This window comes from Apibacter adventoris, assembly GCF_002964975.1.
In the GTDB taxonomy this organism is placed as follows: domain Bacteria; phylum Bacteroidota; class Bacteroidia; order Flavobacteriales; family Weeksellaceae; genus Apibacter; species Apibacter adventoris.
Genome location: NZ_PSZM01000040.1, coordinates 173,892 through 191,283, shown reverse-complemented (window position 1 = coordinate 191,283; position 17,392 = coordinate 173,892). Strand labels below are relative to the sequence as shown.

Below are 17,392 nucleotides of genomic sequence, written 5' to 3'. Positions count from 1 at the left end.
GCCTCCGTTTGTAGAAGGAGGCTTTCTGACGCTAAAAAGATCTTTTATGTTTGAAAATTTAATTTTATCCTTTTTTATATAACAAAATTACTTACAAACAATTATATTATTTTACGGAAATCCGTAATTAAATCAATATTTTTAATTATTTTAATATTTTTATTTTTATATTGAGACAAAATAATTATTTTTTATATAAAACACACAATATACAAAAATAAGTGTAAAACCTATACAAATAAATAAAATAATTTATGTAAATAATAGATCTGATAAATTAAAAGATTATCCTGTATTTTTTTCCTAATTTTTCTTTTCCTTCATGGAAATACCTACATTAGCTACCACTATTCACATCATCACCCCTACCATTTACATCTTAAACGTTATTTTTTTACAATCTTTACTATTTTTAATTTTTTTATTTTGTTACCATTGAATAAAAATTGTTAATCCCAATCATTTTATTATACTGTATAAATAGAAAAGATAAATGTCAATATTTAATATTTTTATTTTCATACCGAAAAAAACAATCCTTCTTGCTCATCTATATCTATTATCTATCACTACCTCAATGGCTATTTCAATTCTATATATTTTTTAATTGTTTATTTCTTAATTTATATTTATTTTTTTCTTTATTTTTATTAGTAAAAAAATATTTATTTCTTTACCATAAAGCTAAAGGGATTTTTTTATCAGGAGGTGGAAATAGTTTATCCAGTAATTCTAAATCTTGCAAAGTGAGTTTAATAGATAAGCTTTCATAGTTTTCTTTAACATGAGCAACAGAACCTGCTTTGGGTATAGCTATTAGACCCTCATTTCTGATTGTCCAAGCTAAAGCTATTTGTACGGAAGTTGCCTGGTGTTTTTGAGCTATTTCTTTTATAAGTTTATTTTCCACCAAATTTCCTTCACCAATAGGCGAATAAGCAATAACAGGCATATTTTTATTATTAGCCCAAGGTAATAAATCAAATTCTATTCCTCTGGTTTGTAGATTATATGCTACCTGATCTGCCGCACATGTATTTCCTTGAGGCAGAGCAAAAAACTCTTCCATTTCGGAAACATCCATATTACTAACTCCCCACTGTTTTATTTTACCTTCTTGTTGAAGTTTTATCATAGCTGATACAGTTTCATTAAAGGGATAACTTCCTTGCCAATGTAGTAAGTATAAATCTAAATAATCGGTTTTTAACTTTTTTAAGCTTCTTTCACAAGCCTGTATTGTTCCTTGTAGGCTAGCATTGCTAGGTAAGACTTTACTAATTAGAAATACTTTATCCCTTAATCCTTTTATTGCCTCACCGACTAGCTCTTCATTATTATACATTTCTGCAGTGTCCAATACTTTTAATCCTAAATCTATACCGGTTTGTAATGCGGTTATTTCTTCTATTTTTTTTAAAGAATTTTTACCCATGTGCCATGTACCCTGCCCTAAAGCTGATACCTGTTGACCATTACGAAAAGTTACTGTTTTTTGTTTCATATATAAATTTAATCATATAATTTTAAAATGATATAAAATTTAAAATATTATTTTAAATATTTTAAAAGTGTAAATGATCAGTATCTTTTCATTATATAATTCTTTAACTATTATGCTTGCCCATTGATTAAAATTTTTTACTAAATTCTTTAGAATGTACCTAATCTCTAGTTATAAAAAGCAATGAATGTAGTAAAATTGTTTCAATATCCTAGAATGTATAAAATACAAAAACTTTACATTGCTAGAAGCCATTGGTTTAGCTTTTTTCTATTAAGCACAATTTATCAATTATAGAATATTTATAAAACAAAAATATTTTGTAAAATTGACTTTTAAAGAGTTACTAAATATAATTTTTATAGTTAATAAGCAACTTATTTTCAATTAATTAATTTCAATATTTAAAAAAGATTTTCGACTTTTTATTATTTTAAAAGAATGAAATTAAAATTATTTTTATCTAAAATATAAAGAGAAATTTAACACAAATCATTAAAATAGAAAGTATATAAACACAAAAAAGACTTATAAATAAATATTTATAAGTCTTTAGCAGAGAGGAAGGGATTCGAACCCTCGATACGGTTACCCGTATACTACCTTTCCAGGGTAGCCTCTTCAACATTTCATGTTACCTTATTACTTTATATATTCCTATAAATATCCCTTTTTTATAAATCAATCATCTCAACTCTCATCAAAATATCTGCATTAAAGTATAATACTATTCTTTTTCCTGGTAATTTCAATTTACCGATATATTCATATATTTCATATCTCAGTCCATTTTCTAAAATTTGAGAGGGTCGAAACTCAACCAAATCAAATTCGTAATTTTCATATATAATATTCATTATATATTCAAAAAACCAGGATAAAATGATTATATGTCTTATAAGAAATTTAATTTATTACAATAGTGATTTATAAATCCTAGAATTTATGTTAGCTTCTGATTTATAGAAGTAATTATTAACCTGAATATAATCAGACAACAATATTTTATCCAATTTTATTATGTCAGTTTCTTCAAATTCTAAAATTACAGCAACCAAAATATCCCAATGGAATACTAGTTCTATATTAAGGGGTTCTGTATTAAAAATCATTATTTTCTTACTATAAATATAACTATCATATCCCATTATCCTATCTTGCATTGGCTCTAAATCAAATTCCCAGTTCTCATATTCCATTCCTAACTGAAAAGGTATATTTGTTTTCAAATTTTTTGATTTTTGGATATAAAAAAACCACTCTCATATAAGTATAGAGTGGTTGAATATAAATTTGATTCTACTTTTTCTAATATTTCATTATTTCATATTTGCATTATAATTTTCGTTAAATAATATTTTTCTTGAATAAGTTATTATATGACCATTATTATCTTCGAGTTCTTTATATACAATTGTATATCTATTATTTTGATAAGTAATTAAATTTACTGTTTGTTGTGTAGTCGTACTTCCAATATATTTGTAATTACCTAAATCTGTTTCTATACGAAGACGATTTCTACTCCCTTCTGTACTTATATCGGTATCACTCATATATGTAACAGTATTTAAATTTTTATCTTTATTAATTTCATGGTAAATTGATGCATTTCTATCTGATAAATTGTAATACCTATATACATTACCTTTTTTATCAAGGTAATCCCAATTTCTATTTTCTAAAAAAGTTTTCGCTTTATAAAAATCATAACTAAGTATTTCCATCAAATCATTATTGGAAATGAATGAATTGATATATGAATTTTGAGCATTAATTATTGTTAATGTTGATAGTGTTAATAGAAATGTTAGTAAATGTTTCATTGTTTAAGTATTTAATTTATAAAAAACGAGAGCATTAATTCGATAATTTTTATTATAATCTTGATTATTTAATATTGTAATCAGATAATAATGTGATTTACTTCCTGGTGTTTGGTATGATTCGAATATAAATGTTGTTGTAGCACCTTGATATACATTGGTAGCAATTGCCAATTCATCATATTTTCCTTGTAAATGTTTTGGATTAAATGATAATACTCTTTCTGCATATTCTTGTGCTTTTTTATCACTTGTTGTTAATACTATTATCCGAGATAAATTTGTATTTCCTTTTGGATGTTCCATATATAATACTGTGGATATATAGTTTTGATAATTAAATTCGTACATATTTGGTATTTTATTTCCTCCTTGTTTATATCTACTAAACTCCCAATTCTTATTAGTTAAATAATGTTTTACTTCTGTTATATTACTTTTACGCAATGTCATTAATTCGTCTAACGTAAGGTTTTGTGCATTGGAGAATAATACTATTAGAGAGAATAAGATTATAAATATATTTTTCATCATAATAAAATTTTGAATATTGCCATAAATGGCATTAATATTTACAAAGATAAAGATTTACTTGACTTGTCAAATATGTCAAGAATGAAAAAATCTGAATTACTTAAAACTGTAGGTAAGAAAATTAAGGAAATAAGGGAATCTAAGGGATTAACCCAAGTAGATTTAGTAGGAAAAATAGAAGGAGAAATTGATACTACCAATATTTCCAGAATAGAATCAGGAAGAACTAATCCTACCATTTTTACTCTTTATAGAATTGCTGTTGCTTTGGAAATTCCTGTAAAAGAATTATTGAATGTAGAAGAACTGAACTAAAAAACGCTATTAATACTATCTGTTAAGTTTTATAAAATTCTGATATTAACCTTTTAAGGAGGAGAATTAAATACTTCACACTTTCACTATAAATACTTTATCTCCTGGTTTTTATAATCTTCAATAAACCAGGAAAAGAAGAATATTATATTTTTAACATCATACAGATTTATAAAATAATGCACACTTTTTCTATAATCTTATATATAATCCCTAGAAAAAACGTGCATAAAAATCTAAATTTTACATTTCTTCTTATATAACTCAACAGTAAATTTTGGATTTTTTACAATTTTTTACTCTTCCGATAATTTACGTATATTTACTGTAAATATTACAGTTATGTTACAACAGCATAAAATACGAAAAGAAGTTTCTTTAGATAATCAGACGTTAGCTTTACTTCAAATTCAGGCTGAAAAAGAAGGTAGAAAGTTAAAGAATTATCTGGAAGATATACTTAAACAAAAAGCAAATGAGTTTGAGCTTTCAGATGAATATAAAACTTTGATGGATGAAAGGTTAGATAAACATGAGAAAGGAGAAATAAACTATACTTCATGGGATCAATTCAAAAAAAGCCTGTAATAACTTATGAAGATACTCTATGTAATTCACTTATCAGCACAAGCTCAAACTAATATTCATAAATCTTCCGAGTATTATCAGGCTATTTCTGAATCTCTGAAAACCCGTTTTTATTAATGAATTAATTGAGTGTATTGATTTGCTTAAAGATAATCCTTTACATCACCAAATCAGATACAGAAATATTCGTATTGCTTTTACTCCTACTTTTCCTTATGGAATTCATTTTATTATTGAAAATGAAAATATTTATATTTTGGATATTCTGCATACTAAACAGTTTTTTAAATAATCTTAAATCTTGCTTTTAATTTTATAAGAAGAACTCCTTATCAGCAAAACTAAAATAAGTTTCTTTGGTTAGTACCAAATGGTCTACAAATACTAAATCCAGTAATTTACAGGCATTTTGTATCTTCTCTGTTAAATTCCAATCACTTTTAGAAGGATTTGGATTAGAACTAGGATGATGATTATGTATGACTACAATAGCAGAAGCATTCGCTTTTAAAGCGGTACTAAGTATAAGCCTTATATCTACACAACAAGCAGAAATCCCACCTTTAGCTAAACTATAATATCCTAATACAAGATTGTTTCTATTCAAATACAATACTTTTACCTCTTCCTGCAATTCAATAGTTTTCATATTCCAAATGGATATGGCTAAATCATATAATTGATGACTATTTTCTATTTTTATTTTCTCCTGGTTTTTATTGGTATAGTAGACTTTGATTTCTGATACTTTCATATTAAAACAAATAAAAAGTACGTCCACTTTTTGCAGAACTTATATAACTAAGAATACAAAAAATGGACGTACTAAAAATTAAACGGTTAATTCTTCATTCAGGGAAAATGTATGATTCTCTGCTAATTCCTTTTGAATGTAGGGAGAAGGATTTTCCTTGTGAATAGTAGATTGTGTTTGTGGTTCTGGTGGATTATTAGTACCAGGAACATAAGTATATCGGTGAGTAAGGAGTAAAACTTCTCCCGTATCTTTTACTGTATATTCATAAGGTTCACATTCCTGTTTTTCTATTCTTCCTGGTATTTCAGAACCAAGTAAGGATTGACAAACCAGTTCATCAAAAGTGCAGGATAAATACGCTTTTTTAGCGGTTGCATAATAGTTTCCTGTTTTTTGGCTTAATAGCATTTCTATTCCACCAGAGATTTCTAATACAAAAAAGGAAGTTCCGTCTTGCCTTTTTCTTTCTTTGTAGTTGATAATTTTTACCATTGATTTATGTTTTTGAGTTAGTAAGACCACCAGGAAACAAAAATCCAGAGGAAAAAGATTCAGCTTTCATCTTGAATTTTTATACTGTCTGGAAATTGTTTTGTTTCCTATATAAGTGGTGGGGGAGGTTTTCCCTTTAATACTGGTGGGGGTATTTAATTAGGGTATATTAGACATTCACTATTCTTAGATAAAAATTTTAGGAAAAAATTTATATATTTACTTAGAAAATTTTAGATAAAGCTATATGGATGATAATCTGACAGAAATTAGGTATCAGTTATTTTCTTTAAAATTTACCCCTTTAAAAGGAATAAATTTGAGTAGTAAGGATATTGTTCTTAATATAATAACTTATATTTCAAATAAATTACTCAAAGAGCATCAAGGACACTTGATTGATAAGTATGAAGCAAGACAAAATAACAGAAGAGAAATATTTATGAACCGTGCTGTTATCTTACCTAAAGAAAGGCGAATTAGGTGTTCAATGGCATTATTAAGAAGTGGAAAAGTTCCATTAATAAAACCAAGAGAAGGATTCAAGTTAATTCCCATTACTGAGGCAACAAAAGGTAGTATAGCAGAAGAAACCCATTTTTTTATTGACTATAATAAGAATACAGTAATAATATGTTGTGAATACAACCATCATGGACCAAGAATTTCAGATATAGAATATTATTTTAGAAATGTTGCACATAAAGTTCTAAAAGAAAGTAAAGCTACAGAAGTGACTGCTTTTTTAGAAGCTCCTATTGATGAAACATTAAGTAAATTAAAAAACGTACTTAATATTGATATTAAAATTGCTCCTAATGATTTAAATAAACTTACAAATGATGTACATAATAAATATTTTTCTGGAATGCGAAATTTAAGTAATATTTTAAATCCAAAGTTTTTAAGAATAGAAGCATATTTTCAATCTCCAGGAGGAAGTATACAAAGTAAAGCATTAAATGTTAATGCTAATAATATGGTTTTAGATTTGCTTAATAAAATTAAAGGAAATAGACTAGATGTAGACGCATTTAAATCCTTTATGTTTAAATATGAAGATAAAGAAGGGAACGAAGAATTATTTAATTTGCTAAGTGGAAAAAAAGAAATTATTTTAGAAATAGATGTAAAAAAAATAACTTCATCTAAAAAGTGGTATGATTTGGTTAAAAATGATTTAGATACCTTTATAGAGTCGTTATGATACTTGACTTTTATTTTAGAAAACCTGTTTTATTAGATTACTTGATTGCTATATTAATAACTGTTTTGTTATTTATTTTATATAAGAATAATTTATTTAATCTTCCAACTACACAAGATTCATATGATTTAACAGGAGACCTGACAAATATATCCTTAACAATGGCAGGCTTTATACTTACTATACTTACAGTTCTTATTACATTTAAAGATACATCTAATAACAAACCTACCACAGAAGTAAATTCTACATTTAATAATTTTTTTTCTACGGATTTTTATTATGAAACAGTAAAGCACTTAAAAAATTGTATAAAATCTATAGTATTTATTGCTACAATAGGATTTTTTATAAAACTGTTTTTTGGTTTAGATTACAGAAAATTTTTCTTTTTTTATAATGCTTTTGGATTAGTAATTATTGTATTAACTATATGGCGATGTCTGATTATTCTAAGTAAAATATTGATATTACAAAAAGAAGATAAATAGAAAATACTTCATATCACTATGAATCAACATACTAAATTAAAAATTAATTAAATGTAAAATTTATCCCACTAGAATTTGATAAACATATTTAATACATATACAATGACACAGGAAGAATTAAAATATTTATGGGAATCCATTATTTTCGATACTGAAAATAAAATTCTCTTTTCGACTGAGAATGCTGAAACTATTGGAAACTATGAAATTAATGATGGTATTCTGTTAATAAAAGTTTTAAAAGAATATCTAACTAATGATAAATGGATAAACGAAATTATTGAAAATAAAATAATTGAACATGGTATAGATGATGATTATAATTATGAGATCAAAAAAATAGTATTAAAAGAAAATATACTCTAAAAACTTAAATTATAAAATAGCCCTATATTTTTATAGGGCTATCTAACTAACTCAAAAACCAATGATAGGACTTATCCACCATTGTATTTTGAATACTTTCAGTAAAATTCAGTGCATTTACATTTCTTTCCAGAAACGTATCAATATAACTGGATTTATTGGCTTGGGTAAATAAATTATACACTTTCCATAAATTAATATTTCCTGTTGAATCCCTGCAAAAACTCTCATCCATATAATAATCTTTTGCAATAGTAGAAAACTGACTATCATTAAAAATCAATTCAGGAATTTGTAAGTTCTCTTTTTCCTTTTTGGGTAAATGCTGATATAATCTTGTTTTTCCTAATAATTGAGCAAATTGCTGTTCTGTCAAACTATATTCAGGGAGTTGTTTCATTTGGAATATATGTCTTTCTGCTTCATATTTTTGTAATACTTGTAGAATACTATTCTGTAATTCCTGATAGGAAGATACTCGCATATCTTCTACATATCCATCTGAATTTACACATAAGTTGCAACATACCAGATTCTGAAAACCAATAAAAAACTTAAACTTTTCCATAGTTTTTTTGTTATACAGGTTTTCTTGATTGTAGGCTCTTACTCCTCCAATGGTTAATTCTAAGGGATTTCCTTGTATATCTTCGGTAATACTTGGCATTCTGATAATAAAAGCCATCCTCTCATAATAAATAGTCTTTTCATGGTCTAATAAATCCTTAGCATTTTTATGGATAGCTTCGGGTATTCTTCCCTTAATCTGGTGAGATACCCGAATTTCTGGAATATCTAAACTATGATGAGGAAATATCTTACCTATGCAATCCTGGGTGATTTCTATAAACTCTTGATGAGCAATAGTCCTTTCATTATCCTTAGAAAATACAGGAATAATACACTCTTGTTTTAAATGAGATAAGTTTATTTCTGTAGTATTCGCTTCTATAAAAGGTTTATGCCTGTAGGATTTATTTTCTGGTTTTGTTGTAGATTCTGATTGTTTAAATAAACCAGGAGAAGAAGTATATTCTTGTATAAAGTTTGAAGAAAATTCAGGAAGATTAGCAGGATTTTGTATTACTGTTTGAATTCCATTTGTATTTATTCTCCGTAATACCAGTTGATTCTCCTTATCAGGAATTTCCTGAGGTATGAGTATATTTTCCATTGGTTGAAATGTTTTGAGGATTGGTTAATTGAATTAAGAAATGTTTACGGTTTTCATATTCGTTATGTAATACTTGTTGGTATTCAGGATATTGTATATATAAACCCACTAATTCAGAAATGGAATTAATGAGTTGTATTTTATCCCTGACTGAATTTATGGTAACCTCTTCATGTTGTTCAGATTTTTGCACATGAGTTACTTTATCTCCTGGTTTTAAGGAAGTCCCTTCATTACACCAACTTAAAATTCGTTTTCCTATTTCAGGAGTGATGATAAATTCAGGTTGATTCATAAATAAACCTGTTCTGTCCTTACTAGCCTTAACCAAATGTTTATCATTGATAAGCTCAAAATTAACTGTAAGCTCATACTCAAATCCTTCTCTGGTAATTTCCTTAGTTCCATGTTTGACTACTTTAGTTTTTCCATTAGAAGCTACATCTAAAGAATAATCTACCTTTCTTCTGGCTGTAGTAATAATATGACAAGAAGATTGAAGAATTTTATTGATAAATGCCTGATGTCTGGGAGTAACCAAACTCCAATCCTGAAATCTACCACCTAATTTCTCGTGAATTTCCAGACATCCACCAGTACCAGACCATTCATGAGTGATAGAATCTATAATGATAACAGAAATACCTGATTTTTCACATAATTCAATAGCCTGAATATATCTTTCAGGGGAATAAGGAACGGATAAATCCAGTACATTATAATTTCCTAAATCTGAATAAAGAGAAGCAGAGGAATTTTCTGTATCAATCACAGCTATTTTACTCCAGTCTCCAGTCATTCCATAGGCTAATAATAGGGCTGATTTGGTTTTTCCAAATCCAGAAGCTCCTGATAATCCTAATCGGAGCTTTACTTGTTTTCTTTCGCTTTGTTTTAATTGCATAATTGTAATAGTTAAATATTTAGTATTTAAGGGTTAAGTTTTAAAATGAAGAATGTTAAATGTTAGAAATGAATAAATTCATCAATCAATCTATTAGATTTTTATATACTCTGAATGAATATATTTTGAAACATTGTAGGAATCTGTTTACTATATATTTTTTCTCCTGGTTTTTATAAAAAAGAAAAACCAACCTTATTTAAGATTGGTTAAAAAATCCGAAATTTACTGTAGAGTTATATATAGTAAATTATCTTTTTAAGATTCTTCAATACTTTTTCCAGAATATATATCTACGTCGTATCCTGGTTGTAGAATCCATGGATGTTCCATAGAATATATAAGATTTATGTAATGTGATTTCTCTGGTAATTCAATTTGAGATATAATTCTTGAATATTTTGATTCTTCAAATGTTGTGTCTTTTATTTCAAAAAATAATTTTTTAATAAAACTATAAATTGCTTTTTCATCTGCATTTTTTTGTAAAAAACTAAAAGATTTTAAGACAGAATCATTTTCTTTAAGAGTATTAAAAATAGATTTTAATTCTATGGAATCATTTTTCTTAAAATCAATTTTTGAATCTTTAGGTAATAATAGTTCTCCTTTTTTATTAGTTATAGAGTAATCGTTTAAAAGTATATCTTTAAATTTATATAATGATTGATAATTACGAATTAAATGTTCTTCTTGATTTGATAATTTATCAAACGGCATCATTAGCTCAATAGAATAAGCCATACATATCCTTAAATATGTATTGAGTTCAATTGCTAAGTCAAAAGGTTTTTTCCATGATATAAATTTCCCATTTCTAGCATTCATTCGATTACCATCAGGAGGATAAATTAATTTTAATATATTAAAATTAAACTCCCGTTTTATTCTTTGAATAAATGTAATAATTTGTTTTTCAAAATTAGTGTTTCTATAAGGAGCTATTATTTTATATTTTTCTTTTTTTAAATGCTTATATTTTATTCTATTTGAAAACAAAGATAATCTAAATTTAATGTAACAATCTTTATCAGAATAGAAAGTAAAATATGATGCTCTACCATTAAAAAAAGTTTTAGAATAATATTTTGATAATTGCTCTTGAATACTACCTTCTTCAAATTTAATAGTTGATACAATAATAATATTTTTTAATTTACAATTAACAAATTGATTATTCCAAGCTGCCCAATAAAAATAATTAGATAAATTTTTACCAAAAATATCATAATATTGTTTAAAGTAATCCTCTCCTTTTTCTAATTTATAAATATCATAATCTGGAAACTTAGGAACTATTTCTAACTCCTTTTCATTTACATGTGCTATTTCTTCGGATATATTTTCCTTCTCAGATTTATAAAAATCTTTTAATAATCTATTTTGCTCATTTATGTCATAATATTTTAATTGATAATTCTCTAAATCAAAAGGAAGATAATTTAAGCTTGTTTTTGCTATATAATCAACAGGCTTATTGGGAATAAGTATTAATTTATCAGGAGAAGGAGTTATTACAAATATGTTTGATTTTTTCCTTGGTCTAGCTAATGCCTGAATTAACGAAATAATACCCTCAGAAAAAAGTCCCATCTGCATACCTCCTTTTGGAGTCATATATGATAGTTTCGGAGGCATTATTATAAAAAAAGAACAGTTTTCATCATCAATATTAACTCCTGTTCTAAAAGTGGTTCCAATATTACATTTATCTTCTACGTATTGATTTCCACCACTTACACATAAATTAATCTCTCCATAAGCGTTATTTAATATTGTTCCTATTTTGCTATTAAATATCTGTTTAGATATTTTTTTAGAATAAGATAAAATATGTATTTTACTACTAACAGGAATCTGTTTTTCAATCAAATCTATTAGAAAACCATTTTTCACATCAATATGGAATTGATCATAAAAACAAATATGTAAATCACTTAATTTACTTACATTTTGACATCTCGTACTTTCTACAATCTTGATTTTCTTATTAGTAAGTTCTGCTAAATATTTTACAACAACTTTAGATGCTTCATTATAAGTTGCACTAGAAATAATAATTTTATGGATTACTTCTCTCCATTTATATAAGTTAAAAATGAATTTCTCTTGGAAGCAATCTATGGCTTCATGAATCTCATCAAAAATGACAACAACCCGCCTATTATTCTTTTTACAAAATTCGATTAATCCTTCATAATATTTCCGTTTAATATTTGATTGTTTAACAGCTATTTTACCTGGATTTCCAAGAAGGCTATGAATACTTATAACTTGAATTTGTTTGGTGTAATAGTTTTTAAAATTCTTATCTGTAATCCCTAAAGCTTCAAGACACTGATAATCAAAACAAATATTTTGAATATTACTTACTTCTTCAATATCCTTGATATATTTATTTACAAGAGATTTAGAAGGAGTAGCTACAATGATTGTATAATTTTTATCAGATTTATAGTACTTTTCGATACATTTAATAATTGCTGTTGTTTTACCTTGTCCTACACTAGCATTAATAATAGTAGTATCTTTTTTATATAATTCGATAACTTCATTTAATTTATCAGAAATATACCCTTGTTTATCAGGCTCTATGATAGTTTTATCCTCATTTTCAAACACATAATTCTCAAAATCAGAATGATTGAGTTCTTTAAAATTTATAGGTAAATCTGTGAATGGAGTTACTTCTTTTATTTGCATATCTTGGAATAATAAACGGTGTTGTAAATTTAGTATAACACAGTCATATAAATTACTTTTGAGATAGTTTTTTACTCAATTTTTGAATATGCTCACTTACTTTCTTCTGGACTACTTTTGCATAATGTTCTTGGGTAATAGTAATTTTTGAATGTCCTAGAAGTTCACTTACAATTTCCATAGGAACATCGTTATAAAGTAATACAGTAGTAGCAAAAGTTTTTCTGGCAATATGATGAGTAAGGTTTTTATTAATTCCTACTATATCTGCAATTTCTTTTAAATAAGAGTTAAACTTCTGATTACTAATTATGGGTAATAATTTTTGTTCATTTTGATATTTTTTTATTATATGAACAGCTTTTGGAAGTAAAGGAGCAAGGAATTGTTTTTGTGTTTTCTGCCTATACATATCAATCCATAAAACATTATCATGCTCTATTATATTATTTTGAGTTAAATTATTCATTTCCTGGTATGCTAATCCTGTATAGCAACAGAATATAAACATATCGGCTACCTGCTGTAATCTGGCTTGTGAGAAAGTATAATTTTCTAATTTGGATAATTCTTCAAGTGTAAGGTAAATAATCTGCTTTTTAGGATTTTTAGCTCTATATAGTAAAAAAGGGTCTTTAAGCAAATAATCCATTGCTACAGCGACTCTAATAACCCTCCTGAACCGTTGAATACTTTTAAAAATAGTAGTAGCCATAAATCCTTTTTCTGTTTGTAAGTAATATTCAAAATCCATAATGAAATTTAGATTTAGCTCCCTCAATGAATAATCCTTTTTCTTAAATTTATGCCAAATAAAATCCTTGATATGATTATGAGTGTTATGATACCTTTCCCAACTATTAATTGAAGCTTCAATACCCACAAGACTTTTCATTCGATTATTATGATAATTGAAAATATCCATCAGAGATTTATCTTCGTTTTGAGTTTCTCCTGCATATTGTTTATATATGTGTTCTACTGTAAAATTCTCACTTTGAAGTTGTAGAAATAAAAAAGCCTGATTAATATTATTTTTAATCAGACTTAATTGTGAATTTATAAACTTATTATGTTCACTAGGAGGGTGTGCTTGTTGTTTTGTATTTTGCCAATATTTGGGATTTATAAATAAACCAGTTGAAAATTGTTTCCTTTTCTCCTGGTAAGTTAACCGACAAAATAATGGAGCATTACCCATTTTATTTATCCTACTTTTTGCGATTACAAATAATATATTAAGTTTATTAATTTCCATTTTTCAACAATTTGTAAATATTTGATTTTTAATAATATAATATGCAACCTGAGAAAAAAAGTTGCAACCTTTTTATATTCCTTGAAAAGAATAATATTGAAATTTTTAAATAATTTATATTTTAAATATGAAGAGTAATTGAATGTAGGTAATTTGTTAAAAAACAGAAGTATATAAACTCAAAAAAGACTTATAAATAAATATTTATAAGTCTTTAGCAGAGAGGAAGGGATTCGAACCCTCGATACGGTTACCGTATACTACCTTTCCAGGGTAGCCTCTTCAACCACTCGAGCACCTCTCTGTAATGGTTTGCAAATGTACATATTTTTTTATTATTTAAAAATAATTTTGCTATACAGAAATTTATCCAGCCCAACTTTTTTCAAATTCATATTTGATTTGTTGAGAAGTATAATTATTTTTTCCTAATATGCACATGAGTTTTGTAATTGCTGCTTCAACTGTGATATCATATCCGTTTATTACCTCTAATTCACTAAAAATCAAACTGTTTTGATATTTACCTAAATTTACACTACCTCTGATACATTGTGTTATAATTACTAATTCTTTTCCAAATTCTTTAGCTTTTGCTATTGATTGAAGAGTATGTATATCTGAAGGTATATTTCCTGATCCAAAAGTTCTTAACACAATTCCTTTAATACTGGGATTGGCTATCATAGCGTCTAAATATTCTTTTCTTTTGCCGGGAAAAAATGTGAAAATATCTACTTTATCTTCTATATTTAAATTAACCTGAAGTTCTGTCTTAGATTTTAATAGATTATCAGGAAATATTCCTAAATTTACTCCTGATTCTCCTAACATAGGGTAATTTGGTGATATAAATGCATCAAAATGTTCTGCTGAAAATTTAGTGGTTCGATTTGCCCTGTAAAGTTTATGTTCAAAATATAAACATACCTCACGAATTGCCGGAACATTTTCTAAATATAAACTTGCATAGTAAATAGAAGTTATAAGATTTTCTTTTGAATCTGTTCTTAACTCTCCGATAGGTAATTGAGATCCTGTAAAAATTATAGGTTTTTGTAATCCTTGTAACATAAAGCTTAGTGCTGAAGAAGTATACGACATAGTATCTGTTCCATGTAGAACTACAAAACCATCATATTTCATATATTTCTCTATTATAATATTTGCTAACCTCACCCATTCTTTGGGAGTAATATCAGAAGAATCCATGGGTGTTTCAAATTCTATAAAATCTATTGAAACTTCCATCCATTTAATTTCGGGAATATGATCTAAAATGTGGTTAAAATCAAAAGGTTGTAATACTCCGGTTCCATATTTTTTTACCATTCCTATGGTACCTCCGGTATAAATAATTAAAACCTGTTTTTTCATATTAATTTTTAGATTTTAACTTTGCAATTTATGAAAATATTAACATCTAAAATTCTTATTTTTGAGACATGATTCAAAAAGATTTTCAAAATAATTTAAAACTATATGAATATCTTAAGGATTTTATTACTCCTGAAAAATTACAAAAGATTGAGAATCTAGTAAATGAAAGAAGTAATTTTATAGTTCCAGTATTGGAAGATATTTATCAATTTAGAAATGCAGGTGCTATAGTCAGAAGTATGGAAGCTTTTGGATTTCAAACCTTATATGCTTTGGAGAACCGAAATTCTTTTATACCTGAGAGTTCTGTTTCCAGAGGTGCTGATAAATGGATAGACATTCATTTTATGCAATCAAATATTGATTCATTAAAGAAAATTAAGGATAAAGGGTATTTAATTGCAACGATTTCTCCTGAAAAAACAGCTATAAATATTCAAAATTATATTCCTAATCAACCTACAGCAGTCATATTTGGTACAGAATTTAGGGGTATCAGTAAAGATTTTTTAGATTTTTCTGATGTATGTATTCAAATACCCATGTTAGGATTTACTGAAAGTCTTAATGTTTCTGTTGCTGCAGGGATCTGTTTCTATGAGATGAGAAACAAATTGGAAAAAAGTAACTTAAACTGGAAACTCACCCAACAAGAAAAATTGAATTTAAAAATAAAATGGGCAATAAATTCTGTAAGTTCCGGAGAAGAAATTGCTAAGCATTATTTAAAAAATGTGAAAATATGAAAAAAAGATTGATTGCTAGTATAAGTTTTTTATATGTTTTATTTCTACATGCTCAAAATATTCAAGAAATGACTTATACTGAAAATGATAAAACTATGGATGCTTTTGGGTTTTCTAATCCTATCTGTAATAAAGAGGTATTGGTTAATAACTGGAAAACATTCATTAAGAAACAAAATGGTAAAATCAAAGGAGGCATTGTTAATAAAGTTAAAGGTACAAATATTAAATTTTCATCTTCAGGAGAGGAATGGAATGGAAACTTTGCCTACAGTTACAATGAGGACAATACTATGACTATATTTACTTCTTTTCAAAATATACAGGGAGACTTTTTAACAGCCGAAAGTTCCAAAGAGGAATTGAAACCTGCGGTGATAGCTTTAGAAAAATTCCGTCTCAATATCCTTAAATCCTGTTACTCAGATGATTTAAATAATGCAAAAACATATAGTCTTTCTTTAAATAAGCAAAAAATAAGAAATTTAGATAATATTAAATTTTTAGAAGGCGCTATAAGAAAAGATAGTCAAAGGATAGAAGTTTCTAATTCTGAAGATTTATCTGATAAAGAAATTACCAAATTATCTAAAATAAAAAATAATATAGAAATTAATAAATCTGATATACAAAACCTTACCGAACGAAATAAATCTTTGGATGAAGAAATACAGGCGCAACAATTAGTAATATCTGATTTTCAAAGTAAAATTAAAGCATTGGATGAATTAAATAATAATACTTCTGATTCAATTAATGATATAGAAGGAAATAATTTTTCCAAAGACATGAATATTAATGAGGAAGTTGATAATATTAACGAAGATAATAAAAACGTTCATGATGAATATCAAAAAAAATTATTTGATAAATAAATATGTTTTATATGTGAAAATATTATAATAGTAGTAAATTTTTTATATATAATATTATTTATCTCAGTTAAGGATAAAAACTTCAAAATATAAGATCAATAATTTTTTTAATACTCCTCTATGTGAAATAAATGGAATTAGTTTATATTTATTACAAATTATGTTAAAGAAATTATAGAAGTAATATTTTCAATTTTTTAAATGCTATAAATATTATAATAAAAAACTCTCTTATATAAAGAGAGTTTTTTTATTATTTTGAATTCTATATT

20 protein-coding genes and 1 tRNA gene are annotated in these 17,392 nt (G+C 26.2%); 8 read left to right on the top strand and 13 right to left on the bottom strand.

The annotated features are described in order from the left end of the window. Positions 1-673 precede the first annotated feature (673 nt). The 5 genes from C4S77_RS07710 to C4S77_RS07690 all read right to left on the bottom strand — a co-directional run bounded on the left by C4S77_RS07710 (position 674) and on the right by C4S77_RS07690 (position 3,864). Positions 674-1,504, bottom strand: a complete 831-nt coding sequence (locus C4S77_RS07710; RefSeq protein WP_105247052.1) for an aldo/keto reductase — start codon at positions 1,502-1,504, stop codon at positions 674-676. A gap of 674 nt (positions 1,505-2,178) precedes the next feature. Continuing rightward, positions 2,179-2,361 (bottom strand): hypothetical protein, encoded by a 183-nt coding sequence (locus C4S77_RS07705; RefSeq protein ID WP_105247051.1) that lies wholly within the window; start codon positions 2,359-2,361, stop codon positions 2,179-2,181. 57 nt (positions 2,362-2,418) lie between these two features. Then, on the bottom strand, positions 2,419-2,733 hold the full coding sequence (locus C4S77_RS07700; RefSeq protein WP_105247050.1) for a hypothetical protein: 315 nt from the start codon (positions 2,731-2,733) through the stop codon (positions 2,419-2,421). 90 nt (positions 2,734-2,823) lie between these two features. Further along, positions 2,824-3,330 carry a hypothetical protein gene (locus C4S77_RS07695; RefSeq protein ID WP_105247049.1) on the bottom strand — a complete coding sequence of 169 codons (507 nt, stop codon included), beginning with the start codon at positions 3,328-3,330 and terminating at the stop codon, positions 2,824-2,826. A 3-nt stretch (positions 3,331-3,333) separates the two neighbouring features. Next, a complete protein-coding gene (locus C4S77_RS07690) occupies positions 3,334-3,864 on the bottom strand; it encodes a hypothetical protein (protein ID WP_146106066.1) in 531 nt (176 codons plus the stop codon). Positions 3,865-3,873: 9 nt separating this feature from the next. On the opposite strand from C4S77_RS07690, the gene C4S77_RS07685 reads away from it, so the two are divergent. From C4S77_RS07685 to C4S77_RS13565, 3 genes are all read left to right on the top strand, one after another. Continuing rightward, entirely contained in the window at positions 3,874-4,179 is a 306-nt protein-coding gene (locus C4S77_RS07685) for a helix-turn-helix domain-containing protein (protein ID WP_260209620.1), read from the top strand. Between the two features lie 342 nt (positions 4,180-4,521). Continuing rightward, a complete protein-coding gene (locus C4S77_RS07680; protein ID WP_105247047.1) occupies positions 4,522-4,767 on the top strand; it encodes a hypothetical protein in 246 nt (81 codons plus the stop codon). A gap of 139 nt (positions 4,768-4,906) precedes the next feature. Continuing rightward, entirely contained in the window at positions 4,907-5,059 is a 153-nt protein-coding gene (locus tag C4S77_RS13565; RefSeq protein WP_181042849.1) for a hypothetical protein, read from the top strand. A 21-nt stretch (positions 5,060-5,080) separates the two neighbouring features. Here the strand turns inward: C4S77_RS13565 and C4S77_RS07670 are convergent, their stop codons facing one another. Continuing rightward, positions 5,081-5,521, bottom strand: a complete 441-nt coding sequence (locus C4S77_RS07670; protein ID WP_105247045.1) for a JAB domain-containing protein — start codon at positions 5,519-5,521, stop codon at positions 5,081-5,083. Positions 5,522-5,599: 78 nt separating this feature from the next. After that, positions 5,600-6,016 (bottom strand): hypothetical protein, encoded by a 417-nt coding sequence (locus tag C4S77_RS07665; protein WP_181042848.1) that lies wholly within the window; start codon positions 6,014-6,016, stop codon positions 5,600-5,602. A gap of 247 nt (positions 6,017-6,263) precedes the next feature. On the opposite strand from C4S77_RS07665, the gene C4S77_RS07660 reads away from it, so the two are divergent. The 3 genes from C4S77_RS07660 (at position 6,264) to C4S77_RS07650 (ending at position 8,080) form a co-directional block, all read left to right on the top strand. Beyond that, entirely contained in the window at positions 6,264-7,223 is a 960-nt protein-coding gene (locus C4S77_RS07660) for a hypothetical protein (protein WP_105247044.1), read from the top strand. Further along, entirely contained in the window at positions 7,220-7,714 is a 495-nt protein-coding gene (locus C4S77_RS07655; RefSeq protein WP_105247043.1) for a hypothetical protein, read from the top strand. Before C4S77_RS07660 ends, C4S77_RS07655 begins: the two co-directional genes overlap by 4 nt. Positions 7,715-7,816: 102 nt before the next feature. Beyond that, positions 7,817-8,080: a hypothetical protein gene (locus C4S77_RS07650; RefSeq protein WP_105247042.1), complete on the top strand. Its 264-nt coding sequence runs from the start codon at positions 7,817-7,819 to the stop codon at positions 8,078-8,080. Between the two features lie 46 nt (positions 8,081-8,126). On the opposite strand, the gene C4S77_RS07645 is transcribed toward C4S77_RS07650, so the two are convergent. From C4S77_RS07645 to C4S77_RS07620, 6 genes are all read right to left on the bottom strand, one after another. Beyond that, positions 8,127-9,254 carry a DUF3871 family protein gene (locus tag C4S77_RS07645; RefSeq protein WP_105247041.1) on the bottom strand — a complete coding sequence of 376 codons (1,128 nt, stop codon included), beginning with the start codon at positions 9,252-9,254 and terminating at the stop codon, positions 8,127-8,129. Next, entirely contained in the window at positions 9,220-10,158 is a 939-nt protein-coding gene (locus C4S77_RS07640) for an AAA family ATPase (protein WP_105247040.1), read from the bottom strand. Before C4S77_RS07640 ends, C4S77_RS07645 begins: the two co-directional genes overlap by 35 nt. A gap of 258 nt (positions 10,159-10,416) precedes the next feature. Then, positions 10,417-12,861, bottom strand: coding sequence for a DEAD/DEAH box helicase family protein (locus C4S77_RS07635; protein ID WP_105247039.1), 2,445 nt, complete (start codon positions 12,859-12,861; stop codon positions 10,417-10,419). A 52-nt stretch (positions 12,862-12,913) separates the two neighbouring features. Continuing rightward, entirely contained in the window at positions 12,914-14,119 is a 1,206-nt protein-coding gene (locus C4S77_RS07630; protein ID WP_105247038.1) for a site-specific integrase, read from the bottom strand. A 218-nt stretch (positions 14,120-14,337) separates the two neighbouring features. Next, a tRNA-Ser gene (locus tag C4S77_RS07625) sits at positions 14,338-14,423 on the bottom strand. Positions 14,424-14,485: 62 nt separating this feature from the next. After that, positions 14,486-15,496, bottom strand: a complete 1,011-nt coding sequence (locus C4S77_RS07620; protein ID WP_105247037.1) for an asparaginase — start codon at positions 15,494-15,496, stop codon at positions 14,486-14,488. Positions 15,497-15,564: 68 nt separating this feature from the next. On the opposite strand from C4S77_RS07620, the gene C4S77_RS07615 reads away from it, so the two are divergent. Next, the gene (locus tag C4S77_RS07615; RefSeq protein WP_105247036.1) at positions 15,565-16,245 is read left to right on the top strand and encodes a TrmH family RNA methyltransferase; all 681 of its coding nucleotides are present in this window, start codon (positions 15,565-15,567) and stop codon (positions 16,243-16,245) included. After that, a complete protein-coding gene (locus C4S77_RS07610; RefSeq protein WP_105247035.1) occupies positions 16,242-17,120 on the top strand; it encodes a hypothetical protein in 879 nt (292 codons plus the stop codon). Before C4S77_RS07615 ends, C4S77_RS07610 begins: the two co-directional genes overlap by 4 nt. Positions 17,121-17,392 lie beyond the last annotated feature (272 nt).